Source organism: Chryseobacterium lathyri (assembly GCF_019970085.1).
Classification (GTDB): Bacteria; Bacteroidota; Bacteroidia; order Flavobacteriales; family Weeksellaceae; genus Chryseobacterium; species Chryseobacterium lathyri.
Genome location: NZ_JAHXYG010000001.1, coordinates 247476 through 269599, shown reverse-complemented (window position 1 = coordinate 269599; position 22124 = coordinate 247476). Strand labels below are relative to the sequence as shown.

The window sequence follows — 22124 nt, the reverse complement described above, 5'->3', positions numbered from 1 at the left end:
GCTGTTTTCATACTTTTGTCAGAAAGAATAATACATGATCAATTTCCGAAAACTATTTGTATTACCCAAGGAAGAAGATGAAGAATTTACATTCCAGGAAATAGAAGAAGGTATTTATTTTCGGGGACATAATTTATGGCTTCTGGTAATTTCTATGGGAATTGCATGTGTAGGCCTGAATATCAACAGTTCAGCAGCTGTTATTGGTGCGATGCTTATTTCACCGTTAATGGGCCCAATTGTAGGAATGGCCTTTGGTCTTTCTACGGGAAACAGGAGGCTTATAAGACTTGGCATTATCAATTGGGTTCTGATGATTGTTGTTGCGATGTGTTCCTCCGCACTGTATTTTTTTGTTTCCCCTTTTCATTCAGAGACTTCTCAATTGGAAAGTTTTAAGACCGCTACGATTTTTGATTGTTTCCTGGCTTTATTGGGCGGTCTGGCCTGGTTCCTCGGAATTGTAAGGAAGGAAGCCGTAAAAGTAATTGCGGGTGTTGCTGTTTCCACGGCATGTATTCCGCCTCTTTGTACAGCTGGTTTTGGAATAGCGAATGGAAATTGGGAGTATTTTTGGGGAGGCTTTTATTTTTATCTTATCAATTGCTTTTTTATAGGAGTAGGGACCTGGATATTAAGTATATTTTTAGGGTATCAAAGATATTACAGAATAAAGGATAGATCTCACAACCGTAAAATTTCTGGTTTCATCAGTTTACTTTCAATCGTTATCTTATTTCCCAGTATTCTACTTACAAAAAAGAAATGGGAAAAGGAAAAGCTAAAGGAGCGTGCAGAAAATTATATTAAAAATATTAAAGAAAACCATTCGGAGCTGGCTATTATCAGCTATGAGGCATTTAAAGAAAATGATCAGGACTTCTTGAAGATAACACTTTTGAATGACAGTGTCACGATTAGTAAAAAAAGACTGGATGCCCACAATGAGCTGGTAAAAGATATTCACTTGATCTGGCAATATTCACCAGGGGTGAGAAGTTCTGAAAATCCGGAAATGCAAAAACTTCAGAGTCAGATAACAGCGCTGAAAGAAGAAATAGACAGGATCAAATCACAGAATAAAATCAAATAAATTTAATTTTAATATATTTACGATAAACAGAACAATTATGCAGTTTCAAGGGCAAATTTTAAAAATGACGAGTTTCGATGCACAGCCAATTCAATATTATCTCAACCTTTCGGGAGACCTTATCCATATGAATGAGCTGTTCGGAAAAGAATTGAGGGTAAAACACACCGGATTTCAGTGTGTTAACTGCGGAGAAAATAAACCTGTTTATAGAATGGGGTTCTGTAAAAACTGCTTCTTTGAAAGTCCTTACGCCAGTGATACAATTATACGGCCTGAGCTTTCTACGGCTCACTTGGGGGTCGCTGAACGTGACCTGGAAGTGGAAAAACAAATCCAACTGCAGCCTCATACCGTATATCTTGCTTATACCGGGGATGTAAAAGTTGGTGTAACGAGAAATAACCAGATCCCGACGAGATGGATCGATCAGGGGGCCACTTTTGCCCTTCCGATCGCCAGAACAGAGAACCGTTATGAAGCAGGAATGATAGAAGTTGCTTTAAAAGAGCATCTTCCTGATAAAACAAACTGGAAAAAAATGCTTCAGGATGATTTTGAAGGCGAAATAGACCTTGCCGATTTCCAGCAGAAGATCAGGCAGTATTTTCCTGAGGATTTCGAGAAGTTCTACAGCGAAGGAGAAAACTTATGGAAATTCGATTATCCTTTTGAAAAACCAGCTAAAATAACGTCTTTCACTCTGGATAAGAAACCTGAGTTTACCGGAAAGCTTATCGGTATCAAGGGGCAGTATTTAAGTTTTCAAGGGGGAGATTTCATGAATGTGAGAGGACATGAGGGGTATGTAATTGAGCTGGAAATAAAAAATTAATCCTTATATTTAAAATAACGAAAACCAAATCACAAATATGAATAAATGGGTTAAAAAGTTATTGATAGGCCTTGGAATTCTGTTGGTCATTCTTCTGGCTGCAAATTTCGGGTTGAATATCTGGCTTAAAACCCAGCTTCCTGAATATATAAAGAATAATACCGACTATAAGGTTTCTTATAAAAAACTGGATGTAGATCTTGGTTCAGGAAATATTTTTGTAGCAGGAATAACGGTAAACAGCAAAGATCCCCAAAATACCAACGTAATTGGGCTCCAGGGAACAATTGATACCCTAAAGATCAGCCGTTTCGGAATTTATGATGCTGTTTTCAATAAAAGAATCAGCTCATCTGACCTTCTGCTGGCGAAACCCAATTTAAATATCAGCCTTGCCAAACCTGTAGACCATAAAACAGGAAAAAAGCGAAATCCGGTTTTGTTTGAAAATATAAGGATCAATAAAGGGGTCATCAATATTTTTAAGCATACCAAACAGAAATTTCTGTCTGTGAAGGATCTAGATCTTTTTGTAGAAAACCTCCAGATGACCGAAGAGTCTGTAGAAGATAAGCTTCCGGTAGTTTTTGACCGTTATGATATCAAAGGGAGAAATTTTTTCTTTCGTCCGGATAATGTTTATGCCATTACCATCAGCAATATTGCAACGTCAAACGGACAGATGTCGGTCGGAAATTTTCGTCTGATTCCGCTGCTTTCTTTCGAACAGTTTAAAAGATTCTATCCCAAGAAACCAAAACTGTTTGAGTTTTCCATTCCAAAAATGGATTTTAAAGATGTGGTTTTAAAGAAGAACAAAATTTCGCTGGCCAATGCTGATTTTCAAAATCCGGTTCTTAATGTATATAATACCGGAGTAAAACCCCAAAAGGCAGAGAAAAAAATGAATTTTGAGATCAATCTGGAAGATGTGAGACTTAACAACCTCTCTGTATTGGTCAATAAACCTGACGGAAGCAGGCTGTTTTTTGCAAAAACACTGAATGTAAAAGTCAACCAGCTGAAGTTTGATAAGGTCACTGCGGCAGAAGTGATTCCTGTTGGATATAAAGATTTCCATTTTTCAGGAAAGGATATACAGTACTCAAATCACCGGAACTTTGCCATTGAGAGCTTTGCATTAAACCCCAAAAGCGGTGAAATCAGGAATCTGATCCTCTCTCCCGGAACAATGGCAGCAGAGAAGGGTTCTATGGATTTAAAAACCAGCCATATTGCATTCAACATTAATAAGTTTGAATTTATTGACAGAAAACTTAATCTTGATCTTAAAGATGTTCTTGTTGAGAATATAAACGGAACGATTAAGGCTGCTGAAAGCAAAGTGAAAAAGAACCATGGCCAGGGAATAATACAATCCGTAATAGTCCGAAAAATGACTCTTAAAAACTCTGATATTGTTTACGATAAAGGAATGCAGCCATTGGCATTTCATGACCTCAATGCGACTGTCAATGCCATTGAAATAGCTCGAAAACCTAATGGGCAAGGACTTTCTTTCAAAATTAGAGACTATTTCCTCACAACCCGGAACTTCGCTTACAAAACACAATTCTATAATTTAAGCGCCAGTCTTTTAAAATTAAATAAAAATAAAATTCAGATCAATAACTTTGCGATGAAGCCTCTCGTTTCAAGAGCACAGTTTATCAGAATGATACCTGTTGAACGGGATCTGTACGACCTCAAGGCGACACAGATAACGGCAGACGGAAGCTGGGACCTGTTTTCGGACAATAAATCCATCAATGCTTCCAATGTGACTGTTCTTGCTGCAAATGCCAATATTTTCAGAAGTAAGATTCCCAAAGATGATCCTAAAATAAAACCTTTGTATTCCAGGTTGCTAAGGTCTATAAAAATTCCAATGACCGTTAATAACCTTGACCTGAAAAATTCAGTTCTGGTCTATGAAGAAGATACTCCGGAAAGTGCAGGGCCCGGAAAACTGACGTTCAGCAGTTTTAATATGAACGTTAAAAATCTTAATTCTGCCAAAACAAAAGGAAGATCTACAAAAGTAGGTATCAACATCAACTGCTCGTTTATGAACCTGGCGCCGCTTTCTGTCAATTGGGGCTTTGATGTGGCAGATCATACCGATGCATTTTCAATTTCCGGGAAAACAACCAATCTTCCGGCAGGCGGAATTAATCCGTTTATCAGACCTTACCTTCATGTCACGGCCACTTCTGGAACAATTCAGCAAATGTTATTTAATTTCAAAGGAAATCCTGCAGGAATACACGGAACATTCAACCTGAAACATAAAGATCTCAAAATTGCCGTTCTGAATAAGGATAATCATGAGAAAAAGGGTGTACTGACTGCTGTTGCCAATCTCTTTATAAGATCCGACTCCGAAAAATTTCCTGAAGCTGTTGCTGTGGAAAATGTTGAAAGAGACCCTACAAAATCATTCTTCAATCTTTTCTGGAAAGGAATTGAGCAGGGGCTGAAGAAGACTTTAATAGGTGTGAATATTGATAAAACCGAGAAAACCGTAAAAGATGCCGTTTCTTCTGTAAAAGAAGTAAAACAAACAGTAAAAGAACTGAAACAGGATATTAAAGCAAAAAAAGAAGAGCCTAAGCCACAGAAAAAGGAAAAGAAAGGCTTCCTGAAAGGAGTTTTTAAGAAAAAAGAAAAACCCGTAACTGAATAGTTCCGGGATATATCTTAAGGGATAAAGTTGTTATTTCTGGATTTAATCTTTAAGCCGCTAAAAGTTAAATTCATCACTTTCCAGAATAGGAATGTCTCTTAAAAATTTATCAAATTCTTCTCCCGGATAGTTGCTGTCTGCCCCGTAAGAGTCTATAATCATTCCTCGGTTTCCTTCATTATCCTTTACAACGTACAATACTGCGCTATCATCCGGATTGCTGTCTCCTTCAAAACGGTAAGTTTTTAAAATGGCCAGCTCTGACGGCTGGTATACTTTTTCTGAATTTTCAAATTTCATTTCGCAGGCCTCATTCATTCTGAATTCTCTGTGTATTCCTCTTCCTGCAAGAGTATTCATGACCTGGCTCAAAGTTGTCATCCTGTCGTTATTTTCTGAATTATCCATAATATTATTTTCTTAAACTACTACAATAATTAAACCATTGATTTGTCAAATTTACATAAAAAGACAATTACATCTTTGATTAAAATAATGCTGAATGTTAACAAAATTTATAATTCAAAAAAATAAAATAGGTATACTTTTTGCAATAACTACTTTAATAAATCGGACAAAATATGAAAAAAGAAGTTGGCGTTTTACTGGCAGGGGGAGTTGGTCTTTTGGCAGTATTAGGTTTTATTGGAATAAAAAAGATATTGACTAAAAAAGATAAAAAATATAGTGATACCTATTCGGATTATCACAGACATTTTGATGAAAAAAACCACGATGATGAATATCACGGAGTGGAATTTTATGCACTGAAGTAGTAAAAGAATATATTTAATTATGTTAAATCCGGCTCTGTCAAAGGGGCCGGATTTTTTGTGGATAACTTTAATGTTAAAACTTATATTTTATAAGAAATCCACTTTAATTTTACATCACAATGCAGAACGAAAAATTCATAAAAGGACAAGGAGCGCAGCGAAACGTGATCAACCGTTTCGACAGGTATACCTATGAGCCGGATGATGAAGATTTCGAAACCGTAAAAACTTCTTTTACGGAAGTTTTTCCGAAAACCATTGTGAATCAGGTGAAAAGCGAAGACCTGCCCATGGAATATTCCATGAATCCGTATCAGGGCTGCGAACACGGATGTTCCTATTGCTTTGCAAGACCCACCCATGAATATTGGGGCTATAGTGCCGGAATTGATTTTGAAAGAAAAATCATGGTAAAGAAAAATGCTCCGGAACTGTTAGAGAAATTTTTTCAGAAAAGAGGTTACAGACCAGCACCTATCCTTCTTTCCGGAAACACTGACTGCTATCAGCCTGCAGAAAGGCAGTTTGAAATCACCCGAAAACTACTTCAGGTCTGCCTGGATTACAGACATCCAGTTAATATTCTGACAAAAAATGCGCTTGTTCTGAGAGACCTGGATATTCTAAAACCTATGGCGGAGCAGAACCTGGTTTCTGTGTCTCTTAGTATACCTACTATTAATGAAGAGCTTAGGCGGAAAATGGAACCGAGAACAAGCTCGGCTCCGAATAAACTGAAGGCTGTAGAGATTCTTACAGAAAACAAAATTCCCGTGCATGTCATGGTGGCACCCATTATTCCCGGGCTGAACAGTGATGAGCCGTTAAGCATTTTAAAAGCTATTTCCGATGCAGGAGCCTTAAGCTTCGGGTATACGTTGGTAAGGCTCAATGATACGGTAGAGCCTGTTTTTGTCAATTGGATAGAAACCCATTTCCCGGACAGGGCACAAAAGGTTTTAAATCTTATCCGATCTATGAGAGGAGGAAAACTGGGCGACAAAAGATATTTTGAAAGACAGAGAGGAGAGGGGAATATCGCTGAAATGATTCACAATACATTCAAAATCGGGAGAAAGAAATTTTTTGACGGAAGCGAATTTCCCAAACTGTCTACAGCGAATTTTACCGGAGCCAAAGATCAGCAATTGAGGCTGTTCGATTGAATTTAAAGAGTTTTTAGTAAAGTCTTTCTTAAATAAAAACCGCTCCAAAAGGAACGGTTTTCTTATTCGTTTTTGATTTCAAAATTACATAGAGTCATCCGGACATTGGAAATCATCGCTGCAAGCTGCACAGATTACAGTTCCGCTGCAATAATACATACAGAATTCCGGTTCCGGAAGCTTAATTGCTCCTGCTCCTGAGATGCTTTTTAACTGGCCTTTGTTTAGTTTTTTTAAATTTTTCATACTGTTTTAATTAAAAATTTGATATTAAAGTAAAGATAATTAAAATATTTTTAACTAAAATAAGATATGGTAGATTTTAATATTAAAAATTTGTGATATAAAAATAAAAGTCAATAATTAATCTGAAGGGTATCCTATTATCTTGGTACCCGGAATACAGATCAATTATTGACTTTTTTATATTACTTTTTGATAAGTCCTAATTCAATAAGTCTTTCATGTAAAAATTCTCCTGCAGTTGTATCTTCATACAGCTTCGGATTGTTTTCATCAATACAGTTTTCAAGAGCATTCAATGACATTTCGCTCACCGGATGCATAAAGAACGGAATAGAATATCTTGATGTTCCCCATAATTCTCTTGGAGGGTTAACCACTCTGTGAATAGTAGATTTCAATTTGTTGTTGGTATGTCTTGAGAGCATATCTCCAACATTGATCATTAATTCATCCGGTTCAGCAATCGCATCGATCCATTCTCCGTTGTGGTTTTGAACCTGAAGGCCTTTTCCCTGAGATCCCATCAAAAGAGTGATCAGGTTAATGTCTCCATGAGCAGCAGCTCTTACCGCATCATCCGGCTCCTGGGTAATTGGTGGATAGTGGATGGGTCTTAAAATAGAGTTTCCTTCAGCGATTTTATCGTCAAAATAAAACTCGTCCAGACCAAGATACAAAGCTAAAGCTCTTAATACATACTGGCCTGTTTTTTCGAGCATTTGATAGGCTTCTTTACCTACTTCATTGAATTTTGGAAGCTCATCAACGATCACGTTGTCAGGATACTCGGATTTGTATTTTGAATCATCAGACACATACTGTCCGAAATGCCAAAATTCTTTTAAATCACCTTTTTTGAAACCCTTAGCGGTTTCTTTACCGAATCCTACGTAACCTCTCTGGCCACCGATTCCTGGAATTTCATACTTCTGCTTCGTTTCTACAGGGAGTTCAAAAAAGTTTTTAACTTCTCCGTAGAGTTCATCTACTAGTTTGTCATCAAGAAAATGGCCTTTTAAGGCAACAAAACCAATTTCTTCATAAGCTTTTCCGATTTCATTTACAAATTTCTGTTTGCGTTCCGGGTTGTCCGAAAGGAAATCACGCAGGTCTACACTAGGTATTTTATCCATTTTTAGAAATTTACGAATCACAAAATTACATATTTTTTAAATGAAATAATTCTAAAATAAGTATTTATCAGTTAAATTTGCTGTATGAAAAAATATTCTTCTAAGAGAAGTATTCAGATACTTGCCCATCTTCTTCAGCAGTACGGAATTTCAGATGTTATCATTTCCCCGGGATCCAGAAATGCGCCCCTGGCGATTCATTTTTCGGAAATTGATGCTTTCAACTGTTACAGTATTGTAGATGAAAGAAGCGCAGCTTTTGTAGGAATAGGAATGGCTAAAAGTGAGAAAAAGCCGGTAGCAATAACATGTACCAGCGGCTCTGCAGTCGCCAACTACTACCCAGCAGTTACAGAAGCTTTCTATCAGAATGTTCCGCTTTTGATCCTGACCGCCGACCGGCCTACGGATTTTGTAGATATTTTTGACGGGCAAACCATCAGGCAGAAGGATATTTTTCATCAGCATTCTTATGGTGACTTTCAGCTCTTGGAAGACAGTAAAGAAAATGCAGAGGATGTTAATTTTGACATTATTAAAAAAGCAATCGAGCTTTGTTTTGAAAAACAGGGACCGGTACACATCAATATTCCGTTGGAAGAGCCTTTATATGAACTGGTTTCAGAGCTTCCCTCTTTTCCCTCCGTTGAAAAAACGATCAGGCATAAGGAATATGAGGTGCCATCCAATTTAATCGCAGACTGGCATACGTCCCAGAGAATTATGATTCTTGTGGGGACCAAAGATCACAGCCCGGAGCTGGAAAATCAATTAACGCAACTGGTGAAAAACCATTCTGTTGTTGTATTGAGTGAAGCTAACTCTAATCTGTATCATGAGAAGTTTTTCAGGCATATTGACCGTTATATTTTTAATTTTACTGAAGAGGATTATAAAACCTATGCTCCGGATCTTCTGATTACGGTAGGTCAGAATGTAGTTTCCAAAAAAGTAAAACAATTCCTGAGAAGTGCCCGTCCGAAGCAACATTGGCACCTGGATGAAGTGTGGCAGCCGGATACCTATTTCTCTCTGACTGAAAAGATTGAAGTGAAGCCAGAGGTTTTCTTTTCCAAGCTTCTGAAATTCATCAACCTTGAACCGAGACCCTATTTTAATCTTTGGGACGTTCTAAGGGATAAAAAAGATGCTAAACATGAACAATTCCTGAATAAAGCCGAATTTTCGGATTTTTATTTCTTTAATAAAGCTTCACAGACCATTCCTGAAAATTACAATATCCATTTCAGTAATTCCTCCGCGATCAGATATGCACAGCTTTTTGATTTTGGAAAAAGGAAAATGTACTGTAACAGAGGAACAAGTGGTATAGATGGCTCTACTTCTACGGCAATGGGTTTTGCCATAAAAAATGCAAATCCAACCCTGCTTATTACAGGAGATTTAGGCTTTTTCTATGATATCAACGGGCTTTGGAACCAATATATTCCACCATTTGTAAGAATTATTATTTTCAATAACGGGGAAGGAAATATTTTTAAAATTATTCCGGGACCGGGGAATGCCAATCCCAATACTTTAGACGAATTTATAGCGACAAAACACCGCAAACATGCTGAACATTTAGCAAAACATTTCGGTTTCTCCTACATCAAAGTGGAAGATGAGCCTACGCTGGACCGTGTGCTGGAGAATTTCTTCAAACCTGATCTGCAGCCGAAAATCCTTGAAGTAAATACATACGGGAAAAACAGCGCAGATGTTCAGAAAGCTTATTTCGAGTTCATGAAAGGGAATTAAAGATCAAGATATTCTTCATTCCCCGGTAAATTTGTAATCTTGTCAATAGGATAAATAAACATATCATCAAAATCATTTAGAGCATTAATCAGTTGAAAATGAGAAAACTGCTTAATGTTCTGAAGTGTGATTCCAGTTTCTTTTATCTTTTTATGCTTCAGAAGATTCTGCCTCTGTACTCCGTTCAGCAGATAAGTAGCCGGCGTAAACCAGTCCTTACCTTTTAAGAAAAGAATGTTAGAAAAAGAAGTGTCAGTGATGTGGTTGTTTTTAACAATGATGATCTCTTCAGCTTTTGATTTCATTTTCATCTTGTCCAGTTCCTTACGGTCTTCAAATTTGAAAGAATAGTCAAAGCTGTTGTTTTCAACCAGCTGGAAGCTTTGTATCTCAGGAATAGCGTATGGGATCATCATTGTCCGTACCCTCTTATCAAGGTCATAGGAAAGTCTCAGTTTGAAAAGACCGTCCTCATCATGTTCGAGATTTTTGAAGATCTTGGCCAGATCAATAGAGCCCTCTTTCCCGAAATGGGCAAAAGTCTGGTTGATACGTTTTTGATGTAGTTCCAGAAGAAAAATCTCCTGATCTTCTACTTTTATGCTTTCAATGAATTGGGACATAGATTTTATTTTTCATTTCCTGATATTCGTCTTCTAACTTGCTCATATGCGTTATACCGCCACCGCTTTTGAAATAAAGCAGGTCTCCCTCTTTTTCAATAAAGCGTATCATCACACAGCTGTCAAGGTTTTCACCGTCAAACCAGCCGCATACTCCGGTATAATAACCCCTGTCATATCCTTCCGCATCTAAGATTATTTCCAGTGTTCTCGGCTTTGGAGCGCCGAGGATTGACCCGGCGGGAAGCAGTTTTTCCATTATGCTGCCTACTTTTCCTGCAAACTCAGGCTTTATATTTCCTGAAATTTCAGAACTCATCGCATACAGGTCTTTTTGCTGTGTCCTGATGAGGTCTATATGCTGGAACTGGTCAACTTTCACATCATCTGCAACCATGCTGAGATCATTCCGGAGAAGATCCACAACAGTATAATGCTCCGCTTTTTCTTTTTTGTCGTTTTTCAAAACTTCAGCCGCGTTTTCCAATGATGCATCAATAGTACCTTTCATTGGATAAGTCAAAATTTTGCCGTCAATAATCTTTACAAAAGTTTCAGGAGAAAAAAATACAAAAAAATCTTTATAAAACACTTTATACTTCGCATTTGAGTGATAAAAAATTTCTTCGAGGCTTAAATTGGTCTGAATCCTAGTCTTTCTTGTATAATTGACAAGATAAGAATTTCCCAGACGAATATTTTTCTGAACCTTATCAAATCCTTTTTTAAAGCTTTCCAGCGTTTCCGGAAATGATTCCCATTCAATTTTTTTATTGAGGGTGTGTTTCTGTTTTGAGTTTGATAGTTGCTGAAAATCAACTAATAAGCCTGATTTATTAATTTCATTTTCTCTATAGATTTCTATATTCTCCGAAAGGAAATCGATCATGAAAAAGTACGGAACCTTCTGAAGGGAAAGTTCGTCCATTTCCATAAATTTTTGATGATTCATTGAAAACATCCTGCAAAAATAATTAATGATGATTACTTTTGTGTAAAATTTTTTTAATGCAGAGCAGATATCCTCAGAAACCAGGAATAGATTTTATACTGAAGCAGGCTTTTTTCTATTGGAATAAGACTCTTTTCTTTCAATTAATATTTTCAATTTTTTATTTTGGGATCTTTTTTACGGTGCTTTTCTTCTTTGATGGGAAGTATGGTATTTTAGCCCAATATGCAGAAGCGGCGAAATATGCAAAAGATGGCATGGAAGCATATTCTGCGCAGATCGTAAAAATGCAGTCCAATCCGGGATTCCAATATTTTTCCTGGGCTATTATCGGAACTTCTATTTTTCTTTATCCCCTTAATATTGGGTTTTATCAGATTTACAGGAAAATTGATATGAATGAAAAACTGGAACTTGGAGATCTGCTTGTAGGATACAATGGGTTTAATTTTTTCAAATATATAGGATATTATATTTTCTGGTCATTTGTCTATGTCTATACATTTCAGACTATTATCCTAGCTGTTATATGGGTATTTGTCACCATTTTTGTTGCCCCACTGATGTTTTTTAACAATAAACGGATTTTCGAAGCTGTTTCACTGAATCTTCAGGCTTTAAGAAAATATTTTTTAGAAATACTGGTCTGCGTTATTGTTGCGATTTTCTTTAAGTTTATTGGGTTTGCATTATTTTTTATAGGCGGACTCTTTACGTTTCCGTTTTGGAACGCAATGATTTACTCACTGTATAAAACGATTTTCTCGGAAAAAAGTTAAACTTTCAAAAGGTTTAATATGTTTTTATGCCAAAAAAAGTTAAATTTGGTGAAACCATTAAATATTAAACTATGTCAGAATTTAACGAATTTGATCAACAGGGATCTGTTCCAAACAGGGATACAGGATCCATTATTTCGCATTCATTTGAAATGTATAAAGGCGTATTTCTTTACGGAATCGTCGCGATGATAATTTACCTTATAGGAGGATTCATCATTCAGTCTGTCAGCGGGTTCAATTCTGCGTCCATGATGGAAGAAATGAAAGATGCAGGTGGAGATTACTCTAATTTCAGCTACTGGAATGCTCCGGGATTTTCGCTTTATCTTTCATTGTCCGGTCTTCTGGGGATTTTATTGGCTCCATTATACGTAGGACTGATCTATATAGTGAATAAATACAATACTAAAAGTCAGATCGATTTTGCAGACCTTTTCATCGGATATAAGCAGAATTTTGTGAATATCCTGATCTACAGTATTCTTTCGGGGATTATTTCAAGTGTTGCGATGGCGCTGTGCTTTTTCCCGTTTATTTTTGTTTATCCTTTCCTTTTATTGGGATATCCTATTCTATTATTCGAAAATGCATCGGCTACTGAAGCATTAGGGAAGTCTTTTAACATTGCCAAAGAAAATTACGGAACGTTTCTTGGTACTACCGTATTGGGAGGACTGATCTCTATTGCCGGAATTGTTTTATGCGGTATTGGTATTATCTTAACGGCTCCTTTTATGATGATTGTTATGTATTCTGCTTATTGTGCTTTTTTAGGAAAACCGAGACAAATCGAATTTAAGAAATAAATAAAATAATAAGATAGGAACACAATGGATAAAGATAAACAGATAAGCAATGTTGCGATAAAACAAGTTGCCCTGCTGGCTATAATTCTGGTGCTTACCGGATTAATCTGTTTTAATCTTTCACTGTTCATACCATCAGTACTTGGAGCGATCACTATTTATGTGGTCTGTAGAAGATATAATTTCTATCTGCAGGAAGAAAAAAAATGGAAATCCTGGCAATCATCGCTTGTTTTGATGCTGGCCAGTCTTATTATCCTTATTCTTCCAATCTATTTTATTGCCGACCTTCTGATCGATAAGCTGGGAAATGCCCAGGTTTATATGACCAAATTCAATGTATTTCTGGATAAAATACACTCATACATCTACTCAAAAACAAGTTTTGATATTCTCAGTAAAGAGAATATGGATAAAGTAAAGAATTCTGCAGGAAAGTTTTCTACATCAGCATTAAGTGGTACATTTAATACCCTTACTGTGGTAATGTCCATGTATTTTATCCTTTATTTTATGCTGGATAGGCCAAGACTGTTTGAGAAGATCCTGAGCTCTTCCGCTCCATTAAAAAGGGCTAATATTTCTTTGATCGGCGATAAGCTTAGAAAGCTGATCATGGCCAACGCGATTGGAATTCCTGTTGTAGCCTTAGGGCAGGGAATCGTAGCACTGATAGGGTACTTTATCTTTGGAGCACCCAGTCCGGTTCTTCTTTTTGCTTTAACAGCTGCTGCTTCAATGGTTCCTGTTGTAGGTGCAGCTATTGTGTATATTCCGGTATGTATTTTTATGATTGCTGAAGGCAATACGGGCCAGGGACTTGGCTTGGCCGCCTATTGTTTGATAGTAGTCGGGCTTACGGATAATCTGCTTCGATTTACCCTTTTAAAGAAACTTGAAAATATTCATCCGTTGAATACTGTGTTCGGAATTATTATGGGAATGAATTTATTTGGCTTTATGGGACTGATTTTCGGACCGATCCTTATTTCATTTACCCTGCTTCTGATCCAGGTTTACAGGAATGAATTTTCAGATGAAGACACACCGCCAGATCTTAAACTGCCGGATAATGATGAAGAAGAAAAAGTTAATTTAATTGTATAAAAGTGGAAGGCGTAAATTCAGAAATATTAAAGGAGATCTGCATCGTAAAGATGCCTTTTGGAAAATATGAAGGAACGGTACTCGCTGATCTTCCGGTAAGCTACCTGGAGTGGTTCAACAGAAAGGGTATGCCTAAAGGAAAATTAGGAATGCAGCTTTCAACCGTTTACGAAATTAAGCTCAATGGCCTGATGGACCTTCTGATACCAATCAGAGCTTCTTTAAGATAAGGAAGAGTCTTTCTGATTGACAAATAAGTATAAATTTAGGGCCGCATCGAAGATGCGGCCCTAAAAATTATTATAATACAATCTGTTATTCTCTCAAAGCTGTGATTTCATCTCTAAGCTTGGCCGCTTTTATGAAATCAAGATTTTTAGCGGCAGCTTCCATTTCTTTCTGCTTCTGGACAATGATTTTTTCAATGTCTTTATCTCCGTAGCTGGCTTTTGTTTCAGCTGCCTTCTGAAGAATCTCCTTCTGGGTGTATTTCGGATCTGGGAAATCTTTACTTCTTCCCACAAGATTTTCTGAGATCTTTTTATTTAAGGCCTGAGGAACAAGTCCATTGGCTTCATTATGCTGTATTTGTTTCTTACGACGGTATTCGGTTTCATCCAGGGCGGCCTGCATGGATTTTGTGATCTTATCGGCGTACATGATTGCTTTTCCGTTAACATTTCTTGCTGCACGTCCTACCGTCTGGATCATCGATCTTCTGCTTCTGAGCATTCCCTCTTTATCAGCATCCAGAATGGCTACCAGAGACACTTCCGGAAGGTCAAGTCCCTCTCTTAACAGATTGACCCCGATGAGTACATCAAAAATCCCCAAACGTAGGTCCTGCATAATCTGGATACGTTCCAACGTTTCTACATCTGAATGGATATATCTTGTCCTGATCCCGAATTTCATGAAGTATTTGGTAAGTTCTTCGGCCATTTTCTTCGTTAAGGTGGTAACCAGAACTCTTTCGTCAGCGTCTGCTCTTTTTTGGATCTCCTCCATCAGGTCATCAATCTGGTTTAGGCTTGGCCTTACTTCGATAACAGGGTCCAGAAGCCCTGTTGGACGGATGATCTGCTCAATATAAGCTCCTCCGGTTTTCTCCAGCTCATAATCAGCTGGTGTTGCAGAAACATAAATCACCTGGTTTTGCATGGCTTCAAATTCCTCAAACTTAAGAGGTCTGTTGTCCATAGCGGCCGGAAGTCTGAAGCCATATTCTACCAAAGCTTCCTTTCTGCTCCGGTCGCCACCGTACATGGCATGAACCTGGGGAATAGTAACGTGGCTTTCATCAATAACCATTAAAAAGTCTTTCGGGAAATAATCAATCAGGCAGAATGGTCTTGAACCGGGAAGCCTTCCGTCAAGATATCTTGAATAGTTCTCAATCCCTGAGCAGTAGCCCAGTTCCTTGATCATTTCAAGATCCAGTTCTGTTCTTTCCTGAAGTCTTTTAGCTTCCAGGGGTTTTTCAATAGAATTAAAGAAATCTACCTGCTTTACCATATCGTCCTGGATGCTTCTGATAGCTCCGTTTAGAGTTTCTTTTGATGTCACAAAGAGGTTCGCGGGATAAATCTGAATCTGATCAAAATTAGATTCTACATTTCCACTTACAGGATCAAAACTCTGGATTTTTTCGATTTCATCCCCAAAAAACTGAATCCTCACTGCATTATCAGCATATGCCGGAAAAACATCAATAACATCTCCTTTTACCCGGAATGTACCTCTCTGAAAGTCTCCCAATGTTCTGGCATATAGCGCGTTAACTAAAGAATGGAGGAGTGCGGTTCTCGTTACTTTTTCTCCAATAGCTAATGTGATAAGTGATTTATGAAATTCTGAAGGGTTTCCGATACCGTAAATACATGAAACAGAGGCTACAATCAGTACATCTCTTCTTCCTGAAAGAAGGCTGGCTGTTGCGGAGAGACGTAGTTTTTCTACTTCTTCGTTAATGCTCAGATCTTTCTCAATATAAGTCCCGGTTGTTGCAATATAGGCTTCCGGTTGGTAATAATCATAATAGCTGACAAAATACTCAACAGCGTTATCGGGAAAAAATTCCTTAAACTCCATGAATAGCTGTGCTGCCAGAGTCTTGTTGTGGGCAAGAACCAATGTGGGTTTCTGTACATTCTGTACAACGTTTGCGACAGTAAAGGTTTTCCCGGAGCCCGTTACACCAAGAAGGGTCTGGTATTTTTCGCCGATCTCAATGCCTTCTGTAAGCTTTTCGATTGCTTGTGGCTGGTCGCCTGTAGGTTTATATTCTGATTGAAGATTAAAATTCATAGGAAATGATGTATACAACAAAAATACGAAAGAAATTTTTAGCCTTCATAAAGTATTTGAAGGTGAATGTTTTAATTGTGTTTTTTTTCTCTGTCCGTAAAGTATACAAAATAAAAAAGCGCTAAACTTATAGCGCTTGTTAATTCATCTTACTGAAAACTCATGGACATAGGCAATGTGAAGATGCTTGCTGTCGCTTTTCCATTTCTTGTTGCAGGCTTCCATACCATTCCGTTATTTACTGCTGTAACGGTTTTAACAATTTCTTTATTGAATGTCTCATTATCACCGGAAGCTGTTATTTGACTTATTTTTCCGGTTTCATCAACATGTATATGTGCTGTTGATTTTACCAGTTTTTCTTTTCCGTCAAATATACTTGTGTCAAGCATTGACCCAATTTTTGAGCGAAGTAATTTTGCTCCTTCTGGAAATTCTGCTTGAACAAAATCCCTATCCTCTTGTTGGTTTACATTTGTGTTATTACCTTCATTACTATTTGCTTGTGCTGTTTTCTTTGGGGAGATAGTATCTGCAGCGGCTTTTGTACTTTCTTTCTTGAATTCCACTGCTTTACTGGGCTTCTCTTTTATTTTTTCAAAATAACCAGAGTTAGTTGAAGTGACTTGAGGAGACTCCACATTTTCTACAGTCCCTGCGCCCACTTTTTGGGGGTTGTAAGGAGCAATAGGATTGACTGCGTATGTTCTTTCTGCGAATAGAGCTGTTGCTGCAATGAGAGTTGTGATTCCTGCCATTTTTTTCAGGACAGTGAATCTGGATTTTTTCTTTGTCATCATAATAAATCGTTTTTTGGTGTTGTTAAAATTAAATGAATGGGTAAGAGGCGGGTTCTGGATATTGATAATCTCATCAAGAATCAGATTCTGGTACTCTTTTATATCGTATCTGCTGTTCAAAACAGCTTTGTCTGCAAGAAATTCATGGTTGGTAATGATTGCTTTTTTATAAATATGAAGAATTGGATTGAACCATGTGAAAATTTTCAGGATATCTATAAAAATAAGATCTATGCTGTGTTTCTGGTCAATATGGTTTTTTTCATGCAGGAAGATCCTTGGATCAATTATATTATTTTTTATATAACTCCTACCTAAATAAATGGTATTCCAAAAGCTAAACGGAGGAAGGTTTTCATGAGCTACCTTAACAGTATAATTCTGATATATCATCTTTTCACCCTGTACGTTTCTGATAGCTATAATTGACAAGATACTTTTTATTAAAAGGAAAAGAGCAACGGCTCCGTAGATGAACCACACCAGATTTATCCAATCAAAAATTTCCTGGGCAGGCTGTGTCTGGATGATCTGTTGTGCGGCATCTTCAAATATGATCTCAGACTTATTCACTGTTTTTGGAGGCTGTACTGTGATGGAAATGAATGGGATCACAAGAGAGAAAATCAAAGAAACAAGCAAATAAAACCTGTTAAACCGGTACATTTTTTCTTTTTCCAAAAACAGGTAATATACAGCAATACATACTGAAGAGCACAGCAACATTTTTAGAACAATGATGAACATGTTTATTCTTTTATCTTTTGGTCGATTATATCACGGAGTTCTTTCAACTGCTTCTGACTGAACTTTGCATTAGAAGTAAAAAATGATGCAAACTGAGTCACCGAGCTGTTGAAAAAACGGTCAATCATAGAGGTCATTTCCTCATTAAAATATTCCCCTTTCTCTACTTTTGGATAGTATTCACGGGAATTTCCATACAATGTATAACCTACCAGGTCTTTATTCTGCATCCTTTTCAGCAGTGTGGCGATGGTTGTCGCGGCAGGTTTGGGTTCCGGATACGAATCAAGAATGTCTTTCATGAAAACTCGCTTCTTTTCCCAAAGGATTTCCATAAGATTTTTTTCCGAATCGGTTAATTTTATCTCTTTCATTCTACAATGTTGTAATTTGTTCTACAAATGTAGAATAAAAATTTTCACCTGCAAATTTTTGTGGCACTATTTTTCCATTTATTTTTAACCACTAATCACAACGCTATGAAATTCAAAACAATTTATGTACCGGCACTCAGTGTTTTTTTACTTTTATCCTCATGTAAGAAGAACAATGCAAATGCCCAGCAGACAGGAAACGACGGTAGTGTAGAGACCGAAAAACCGAATACGAATTATAAACCCGCTTTTGATGGACAAACCAGAATTAAAGCTGTAAAAACCACAACAGCCTATAAAGTTGAAGTCCTTAATAAAGACCTTGGCAGGCCATGGGGAATTGTAAATCTTCCTGATGGAAGGTTTCTTATTACCGATAAAAACGGCCATATGAATGTGGTTTCAACAGATGGAAAACAGGTTTCTAAAATCGGAGGATTCCCCAAAGTAGATTCAAAAGGGCAGGGAGGAATGCTGGATGTAGCCCTTGATCCTGATTTTAAGACGAATAATATTATTTATTTTAGTTTTTCAGAACCATTTGGTGAAGGAAATCTGACATCGGTGGCAAAAGGAAAGCTCTCGGCAGATCTTAAAAATATTTCAGAAGTTAAAGTTATTTTCCGTGCAGAACCTTCCTATGATGGCGATAAGCATTATGGGAGCAGACTGGCTTTTGACAGGGACGGAAATCTATTTGTAAGTACAGGGGAAAGATCTGACAAACAGACAAGAGTGTATGCCCAGAAAACAGATAATTATTTAGGAAAGATATTAAAAATTACAAAAGACGGAAAACCGGCTCCGGGAAATCCGTTTATTGGAAAACAGGGATATAAGGCGGAAATTTATGCCTATGGCGTAAGGAATCCGCAGGGAATGGCAATAGATCCGAACGGAACGCTTTGGGATGTTGAAATGGGCCCCAGAGGTGGTGATGAAATTAATCTGATACAACCCGGGAAAAATTATGGCTGGGGAGATGTAACCTATGGAATTGAATATTCCGGAGCCAAAGTGGGGGATGGTATAACCCAAAAAGAGGGAACAGAACAGCCCGTTTATTATTGGGATCCTGTAATTTCTCCAAGCGGAGTCACGTTCTATACCGGAAATATTGAGGAATGGAAAGGAAATCTTATCATCGGGTGTTTAAGTGGCGAGCACATTAACAGGATTGTTATGAAAGATAATAAGGTGGTGGGCGAAGAACGCCTTCTTGCTGACCAGAAAGAACGTTTCAGAGATGTGTTGGATGGAATGGATGGCAGCCTGTATGCCGTTACAGACAGTGGTAAGCTCTATAAAATCTCTAAAAAATAAAAAGAGGCTGTATCAGCAGATTATTTCAACAAAATCAAATTGTTGATTATTCTTTACGTTGATACAGCCCTTTATACTTATTTTAAAACTTAAAATTAAGTCTTGCAAAAGCCTGTCTTCCTGCAAAACCCATCTGTACAGGATCGAAAATGCCTCCGGATTCTGTATTGCCGTCTACAGCGGCAGTTTGTAATGTAGGATAACGGTTAAACAGGTTCTTGCTTCCAATAGTAAGATTGAAGCTTTTGGAAAATTCATAACCAAAAGATAAGTCGGTTGTTACTTTTGCTCCATAAAGCTGGTAGTCATCTGCACCGTTGTAGCCTATCAGCTTTACCTTATCAAATCTTACCAGCTGAAGATTGGCATTGAACTTATCAATTTTGTAATTTAAGTTCAGATTGACCTTTGTTTTGGGAGCGGACGCTAAAATGAATGCTCTTTCTCTCGCACTCAGGTATACGTCCTCTTTTCCTTTTAACTTTTCTGAAGTATTGATCTTAGTGATTTCCATGTCATTGTAGTTCCCTGCTAAAGTAGCGGAAAGCTTTCCCGAACCAATATTTTCCGTGTAGCTTAATATAATATCAACCCCTTTTGTTCTGGTATCTATTGCATTGGTGAAAAACTGGGCCTGGTCGATATGATTATCAGCTAGTATTTGACCTATAGCATCATCATCCTGTGTGAAATTTCCTGTCAATACAATCCGGTCTTTTACTTTAATGTAATATCCATCCACTGTTGCCGTGAACTTTCCTGTATTGAAAGTGAATCCGGCACTTCCATTTAACGAGGTTTCTTGCTTTAATTGTGGAATTCCAACTGTTTGTGCTAGGTTACTATCATTAGCAGCAAGCTGTATCGTGACAAGATTTCCTCCTTGAAAGTTTGTAAACTGAAGACTGTAATACTTTTGTGCCAGAGAAGGCGCCCTGAATCCTGTAGAAACAGAACCTCTGAATGCAAATTGAGGAGTAATGGCATACCGTGTCGCAAATTTACCATTCAAAGTACTTCCGAAGTCACTGTAGTTTTCAAACCTTCCTGCCACGCTGATCATCCAGTCTTTGGTGATATCCAGTTCAGTGTCTACATAGGCGGCAAAATTATTCCTGTTTTTATTAAATTCCTGTGAATATCCAGGAAATCCCTGCGAGCCGCCGGGGCGCACATCGCCGGATAATGGATTGGTAACAAGGAGACCTTCAGGAGTGTCAGATGTTACAATATTTCCGTTAACGTCATACATTGCATATGATGCTTCTTCTCCTTTAATAATCTCAAATTCTTCATATCTGAATTCGGATCCGAGAGCAACGTTTAAACCTTCCAATACCTTAAACTGTTTTGAAGCATTAAAACCTGTTGTATTCTGCAATAGAGAATGTCCGCCGGCATTAAAACTCGTAGGAGACTTTATTCCCAGAGTGGCATTAATTGTATTGTCTATCTGATAAGTAAACCTGTTGCTTCCGAATGCATTGTAAAAATCGACATCCCAGCTAGCAACTTTAAATTTCAGACCGTTGTCAAAAGTGAAATCTGTAATGCTGGTATCTTCTATAGGATTAAAACCGTTAGGATAAACTTCAGGGATATTTCCGTCGGCATCCGGTGATCTTGTCCATGCATAGGCATTCGTCTTACGATAGGAAAATCCCTGGCGGGAATAGAATTTCAACCCGTCAGACAGGGGAAGCTCTACATTTCCGAAGAAATAAATATTCTGTGATTTTGCATCCCCAAACCTTTCCCTTGGAGATGAATACTTTTCCGGATTGGCATTCCGTATGGTACGGTCTTTATTGACAAATTCAACAGTGAAATTACCGAAACCTCCTTTGTTGCCTATTTTGGTTCCCAGATTTCCGCTGAAATCGAAAGTAGTTCCGTCTATTTTATGATCCGACACCACATCTTTGTTCCCGGGGCTTTTAAAAAGATTCATTCCATAAAAGGCATTGCCCTCAAAACCCTGACTGCGGTCATTAAGAATAACATTGATAACCCCCGCTATCGCATCAGATCCGTATTGTGCTGAGGCTCCGTCCCGAAGCACTTCAATCCTTTTTATCGCCCCGATCGGAATGGTGTTCATATCCGATCCTGTGTTTCCTCTTCCTTTTGTTCCAAAAACATTGATCAGTGAAGATTGGTGATATCTTTTTCCGTTCAGTAAGAGCAGAGTCTGATCCGGGCCAAGTCCACGAAGGGTTGCTGGGTCAGTTGCATCAGCGCCGTCTGATCCCGACTGTTTATTGGAATTGAAGGAAGGGGCACTGAACTGAAGAAGCTGGTTCACTTCTATCTGTCCCGTCGACTGGCTAACTTGTTTAATATCAATTACATCAACGGGAACAGGAGTGTTGGTGACGGTCCTTTTTTTATTCCGGCTTCCGGTAATGGAAACTTCCTCTATTTTTGATTCCTTGGAAATCGTATCATTTGTATTTTGCGAATACAACATCGAAACTGTTCCCAAAAAAAGAACACTTGTGTACTTTAATTTCATATTTCATATTTAAGTTAGTGATTGTATCAAAAATATTGAATTTTAATCTCAAATCAATATGAAAATATGCTATTGTGTAAGAATTATTTAAA

20 protein-coding genes are annotated in these 22124 nt (G+C 37.7%); 11 read left to right on the top strand and 9 right to left on the bottom strand.

The window, feature by feature from the left end; genetic code table 11:
• Positions 1–34 precede the first annotated feature (34 nt).
• The 3 genes from LC418_RS01230 to LC418_RS01220 are packed head-to-tail and all read left to right on the top strand — an operon-like array spanning position 35 to position 4614.
• Positions 35–1093 (top strand): DUF389 domain-containing protein, encoded by a 1059-nt coding sequence (locus LC418_RS01230; protein WP_223557816.1) that lies wholly within the window; start codon positions 35–37, stop codon positions 1091–1093.
• Positions 1094–1130: 37 nt separating this feature from the next.
• On the top strand, positions 1131–1928 hold the full coding sequence (locus tag LC418_RS01225; RefSeq protein WP_111953755.1) for a DUF2797 domain-containing protein: 798 nt from the start codon (positions 1131–1133) through the stop codon (positions 1926–1928).
• Positions 1929–1965: 37 nt separating this feature from the next.
• Complete coding sequence (locus tag LC418_RS01220; RefSeq protein ID WP_223557815.1) at positions 1966–4614, top strand: hypothetical protein; 2649 nt, start codon at positions 1966–1968, stop codon at positions 4612–4614.
• A gap of 57 nt (positions 4615–4671) precedes the next feature.
• Here LC418_RS01220 and LC418_RS01215 read toward each other — a convergent pair whose 3' ends face one another.
• Positions 4672–5022: a hypothetical protein gene (locus LC418_RS01215; RefSeq protein ID WP_223557814.1), complete on the bottom strand. Its 351-nt coding sequence runs from the start codon at positions 5020–5022 to the stop codon at positions 4672–4674.
• Positions 5023–5195: 173 nt separating this feature from the next.
• Between LC418_RS01215 and LC418_RS01210 the strand changes: the two genes are divergently transcribed.
• Together LC418_RS01210 and LC418_RS01205 are read left to right on the top strand one after the other, a co-directional pair.
• Positions 5196–5390, top strand: a complete 195-nt coding sequence (locus LC418_RS01210; RefSeq protein ID WP_111953749.1) for a hypothetical protein — start codon at positions 5196–5198, stop codon at positions 5388–5390.
• Positions 5391–5509: 119 nt separating this feature from the next.
• Positions 5510–6556: a PA0069 family radical SAM protein gene (locus LC418_RS01205; protein WP_111953747.1), complete on the top strand. Its 1047-nt coding sequence runs from the start codon at positions 5510–5512 to the stop codon at positions 6554–6556.
• Positions 6557–6640: 84 nt separating this feature from the next.
• Here the strand turns inward: LC418_RS01205 and LC418_RS01200 are convergent, their stop codons facing one another.
• Positions 6641–6802 (bottom strand): bacteriocin-like protein, encoded by a 162-nt coding sequence (locus LC418_RS01200; protein ID WP_167409392.1) that lies wholly within the window; start codon positions 6800–6802, stop codon positions 6641–6643.
• A 182-nt stretch (positions 6803–6984) separates the two neighbouring features.
• Positions 6985–7935 (bottom strand): isopenicillin N synthase family dioxygenase, encoded by a 951-nt coding sequence (locus LC418_RS01195; RefSeq protein ID WP_111953745.1) that lies wholly within the window; start codon positions 7933–7935, stop codon positions 6985–6987.
• Positions 7936–8019: 84 nt separating this feature from the next.
• Here LC418_RS01195 and menD point away from each other — a divergent pair, with 84 nt between their 5' ends.
• Entirely contained in the window at positions 8020–9696 is a 1677-nt protein-coding gene (menD, locus tag LC418_RS01190) for a 2-succinyl-5-enolpyruvyl-6-hydroxy-3-cyclohexene-1-carboxylic-acid synthase (protein ID WP_111953743.1), read from the top strand.
• Here menD and LC418_RS01185 read toward each other — a convergent pair.
• Together LC418_RS01185 and LC418_RS01180 are read right to left on the bottom strand one after the other, a co-directional pair.
• On the bottom strand, positions 9693–10319 hold the full coding sequence (locus LC418_RS01185; RefSeq protein ID WP_223557813.1) for an aminotransferase class IV: 627 nt from the start codon (positions 10317–10319) through the stop codon (positions 9693–9695). The two genes, menD and LC418_RS01185, sit on opposite strands and share 4 nt — an antisense overlap.
• Positions 10303–11280 carry an aminodeoxychorismate synthase component I gene (locus tag LC418_RS01180; protein ID WP_223557812.1) on the bottom strand — a complete coding sequence of 326 codons (978 nt, stop codon included), beginning with the start codon at positions 11278–11280 and terminating at the stop codon, positions 10303–10305. The genes LC418_RS01185 and LC418_RS01180 overlap by 17 nt, the downstream gene beginning before the upstream one ends.
• Positions 11281–11327: 47 nt before the next feature.
• On the opposite strand from LC418_RS01180, the gene LC418_RS01175 reads away from it, so the two are divergent.
• The 4 genes from LC418_RS01175 to LC418_RS01160 all read left to right on the top strand — a co-directional run bounded on the left by LC418_RS01175 (position 11328) and on the right by LC418_RS01160 (position 14196).
• Positions 11328–12050, top strand: a complete 723-nt coding sequence (locus LC418_RS01175) for a hypothetical protein (RefSeq protein ID WP_223557811.1) — start codon at positions 11328–11330, stop codon at positions 12048–12050.
• 71 nt (positions 12051–12121) lie between these two features.
• Positions 12122–12859, top strand: coding sequence for a beta-carotene 15,15'-monooxygenase (locus LC418_RS01170; RefSeq protein ID WP_223557810.1), 738 nt, complete (start codon positions 12122–12124; stop codon positions 12857–12859).
• 24 nt (positions 12860–12883) lie between these two features.
• Entirely contained in the window at positions 12884–13966 is a 1083-nt protein-coding gene (locus tag LC418_RS01165) for an AI-2E family transporter (RefSeq protein WP_223557809.1), read from the top strand.
• A 2-nt stretch (positions 13967–13968) separates the two neighbouring features.
• Positions 13969–14196, top strand: coding sequence for a DUF3820 family protein (locus LC418_RS01160; protein WP_034701224.1), 228 nt, complete (start codon positions 13969–13971; stop codon positions 14194–14196).
• 85 nt (positions 14197–14281) lie between these two features.
• On the opposite strand, the gene uvrB is transcribed toward LC418_RS01160, so the two are convergent.
• The 3 genes from uvrB to LC418_RS01145 form a co-directional block, all read right to left on the bottom strand.
• The gene (gene uvrB / locus LC418_RS01155; RefSeq protein ID WP_111953729.1) at positions 14282–16273 is read right to left on the bottom strand and encodes an excinuclease ABC subunit UvrB; all 1992 of its coding nucleotides are present in this window, start codon (positions 16271–16273) and stop codon (positions 14282–14284) included.
• 149 nt (positions 16274–16422) lie between these two features.
• The gene (locus tag LC418_RS01150; protein WP_223557808.1) at positions 16423–17820 is read right to left on the bottom strand and encodes a M56 family metallopeptidase; all 1398 of its coding nucleotides are present in this window, start codon (positions 17818–17820) and stop codon (positions 16423–16425) included.
• Positions 17821–17822: 2 nt separating this feature from the next.
• Positions 17823–18194 (bottom strand): BlaI/MecI/CopY family transcriptional regulator, encoded by a 372-nt coding sequence (locus tag LC418_RS01145; RefSeq protein ID WP_223557807.1) that lies wholly within the window; start codon positions 18192–18194, stop codon positions 17823–17825.
• 105 nt (positions 18195–18299) lie between these two features.
• Here LC418_RS01145 and LC418_RS01140 point away from each other — a divergent pair, with 105 nt between their 5' ends.
• Positions 18300–19517 (top strand): PQQ-dependent sugar dehydrogenase, encoded by a 1218-nt coding sequence (locus LC418_RS01140; RefSeq protein ID WP_223557806.1) that lies wholly within the window; start codon positions 18300–18302, stop codon positions 19515–19517.
• Positions 19518–19599: 82 nt separating this feature from the next.
• Here LC418_RS01140 and LC418_RS01135 read toward each other — a convergent pair whose 3' ends face one another.
• Positions 19600–22032, bottom strand: coding sequence for a TonB-dependent receptor plug domain-containing protein (locus LC418_RS01135; protein WP_223557805.1), 2433 nt, complete (start codon positions 22030–22032; stop codon positions 19600–19602).
• Positions 22033–22124: the final 92 nt, after the last annotated feature.

What these genes read in the sequence shown, in the direction of transcription:
- LC418_RS01230 (WP_223557816.1), top strand. Translation starts at nt 35, where the DNA reads ATGATCAATTTCCGAAAACTATTTGTATTACCCAAGGAAGAAGATGAA.
- LC418_RS01225 (WP_111953755.1), top strand. Translation starts at nt 1,131, where the DNA reads ATGCAGTTTCAAGGGCAAATTTTAAAAATGACGAGTTTCGATGCACAG.
- LC418_RS01220 (WP_223557815.1), top strand. Translation starts at nt 1,966, where the DNA reads ATGAATAAATGGGTTAAAAAGTTATTGATAGGCCTTGGAATTCTGTTG.
- LC418_RS01215 (WP_223557814.1), bottom strand. Translation starts at nt 5,022, where the DNA reads ATGGATAATTCAGAAAATAACGACAGGATGACAACTTTGAGCCAGGTC.
- LC418_RS01210 (WP_111953749.1), top strand. Translation starts at nt 5,196, where the DNA reads ATGAAAAAAGAAGTTGGCGTTTTACTGGCAGGGGGAGTTGGTCTTTTG.
- LC418_RS01205 (WP_111953747.1), top strand. Translation starts at nt 5,510, where the DNA reads ATGCAGAACGAAAAATTCATAAAAGGACAAGGAGCGCAGCGAAACGTG.
- LC418_RS01200 (WP_167409392.1), bottom strand. Translation starts at nt 6,802, where the DNA reads ATGAAAAATTTAAAAAAACTAAACAAAGGCCAGTTAAAAAGCATCTCA.
- LC418_RS01195 (WP_111953745.1), bottom strand. Translation starts at nt 7,935, where the DNA reads ATGGATAAAATACCTAGTGTAGACCTGCGTGATTTCCTTTCGGACAAC.
- menD (WP_111953743.1), top strand. Translation starts at nt 8,020, where the DNA reads ATGAAAAAATATTCTTCTAAGAGAAGTATTCAGATACTTGCCCATCTT.
- LC418_RS01185 (WP_223557813.1), bottom strand. Translation starts at nt 10,319, where the DNA reads ATGTCCCAATTCATTGAAAGCATAAAAGTAGAAGATCAGGAGATTTTT.
- LC418_RS01180 (WP_223557812.1), bottom strand. Translation starts at nt 11,280, where the DNA reads ATGTTTTCAATGAATCATCAAAAATTTATGGAAATGGACGAACTTTCC.
- LC418_RS01175 (WP_223557811.1), top strand. Translation starts at nt 11,328, where the DNA reads ATGCAGAGCAGATATCCTCAGAAACCAGGAATAGATTTTATACTGAAG.
- LC418_RS01170 (WP_223557810.1), top strand. Translation starts at nt 12,122, where the DNA reads ATGTCAGAATTTAACGAATTTGATCAACAGGGATCTGTTCCAAACAGG.
- LC418_RS01165 (WP_223557809.1), top strand. Translation starts at nt 12,884, where the DNA reads ATGGATAAAGATAAACAGATAAGCAATGTTGCGATAAAACAAGTTGCC.
- uvrB (WP_111953729.1), bottom strand. Translation starts at nt 16,273, where the DNA reads ATGAATTTTAATCTTCAATCAGAATATAAACCTACAGGCGACCAGCCA.
- LC418_RS01150 (WP_223557808.1), bottom strand. Translation starts at nt 17,820, where the DNA reads ATGTTCATCATTGTTCTAAAAATGTTGCTGTGCTCTTCAGTATGTATT.
- LC418_RS01145 (WP_223557807.1), bottom strand. Translation starts at nt 18,194, where the DNA reads ATGAAAGAGATAAAATTAACCGATTCGGAAAAAAATCTTATGGAAATC.
- LC418_RS01140 (WP_223557806.1), top strand. Translation starts at nt 18,300, where the DNA reads ATGAAATTCAAAACAATTTATGTACCGGCACTCAGTGTTTTTTTACTT.
- LC418_RS01135 (WP_223557805.1), bottom strand. Translation starts at nt 22,032, where the DNA reads ATGAAATTAAAGTACACAAGTGTTCTTTTTTTGGGAACAGTTTCGATG.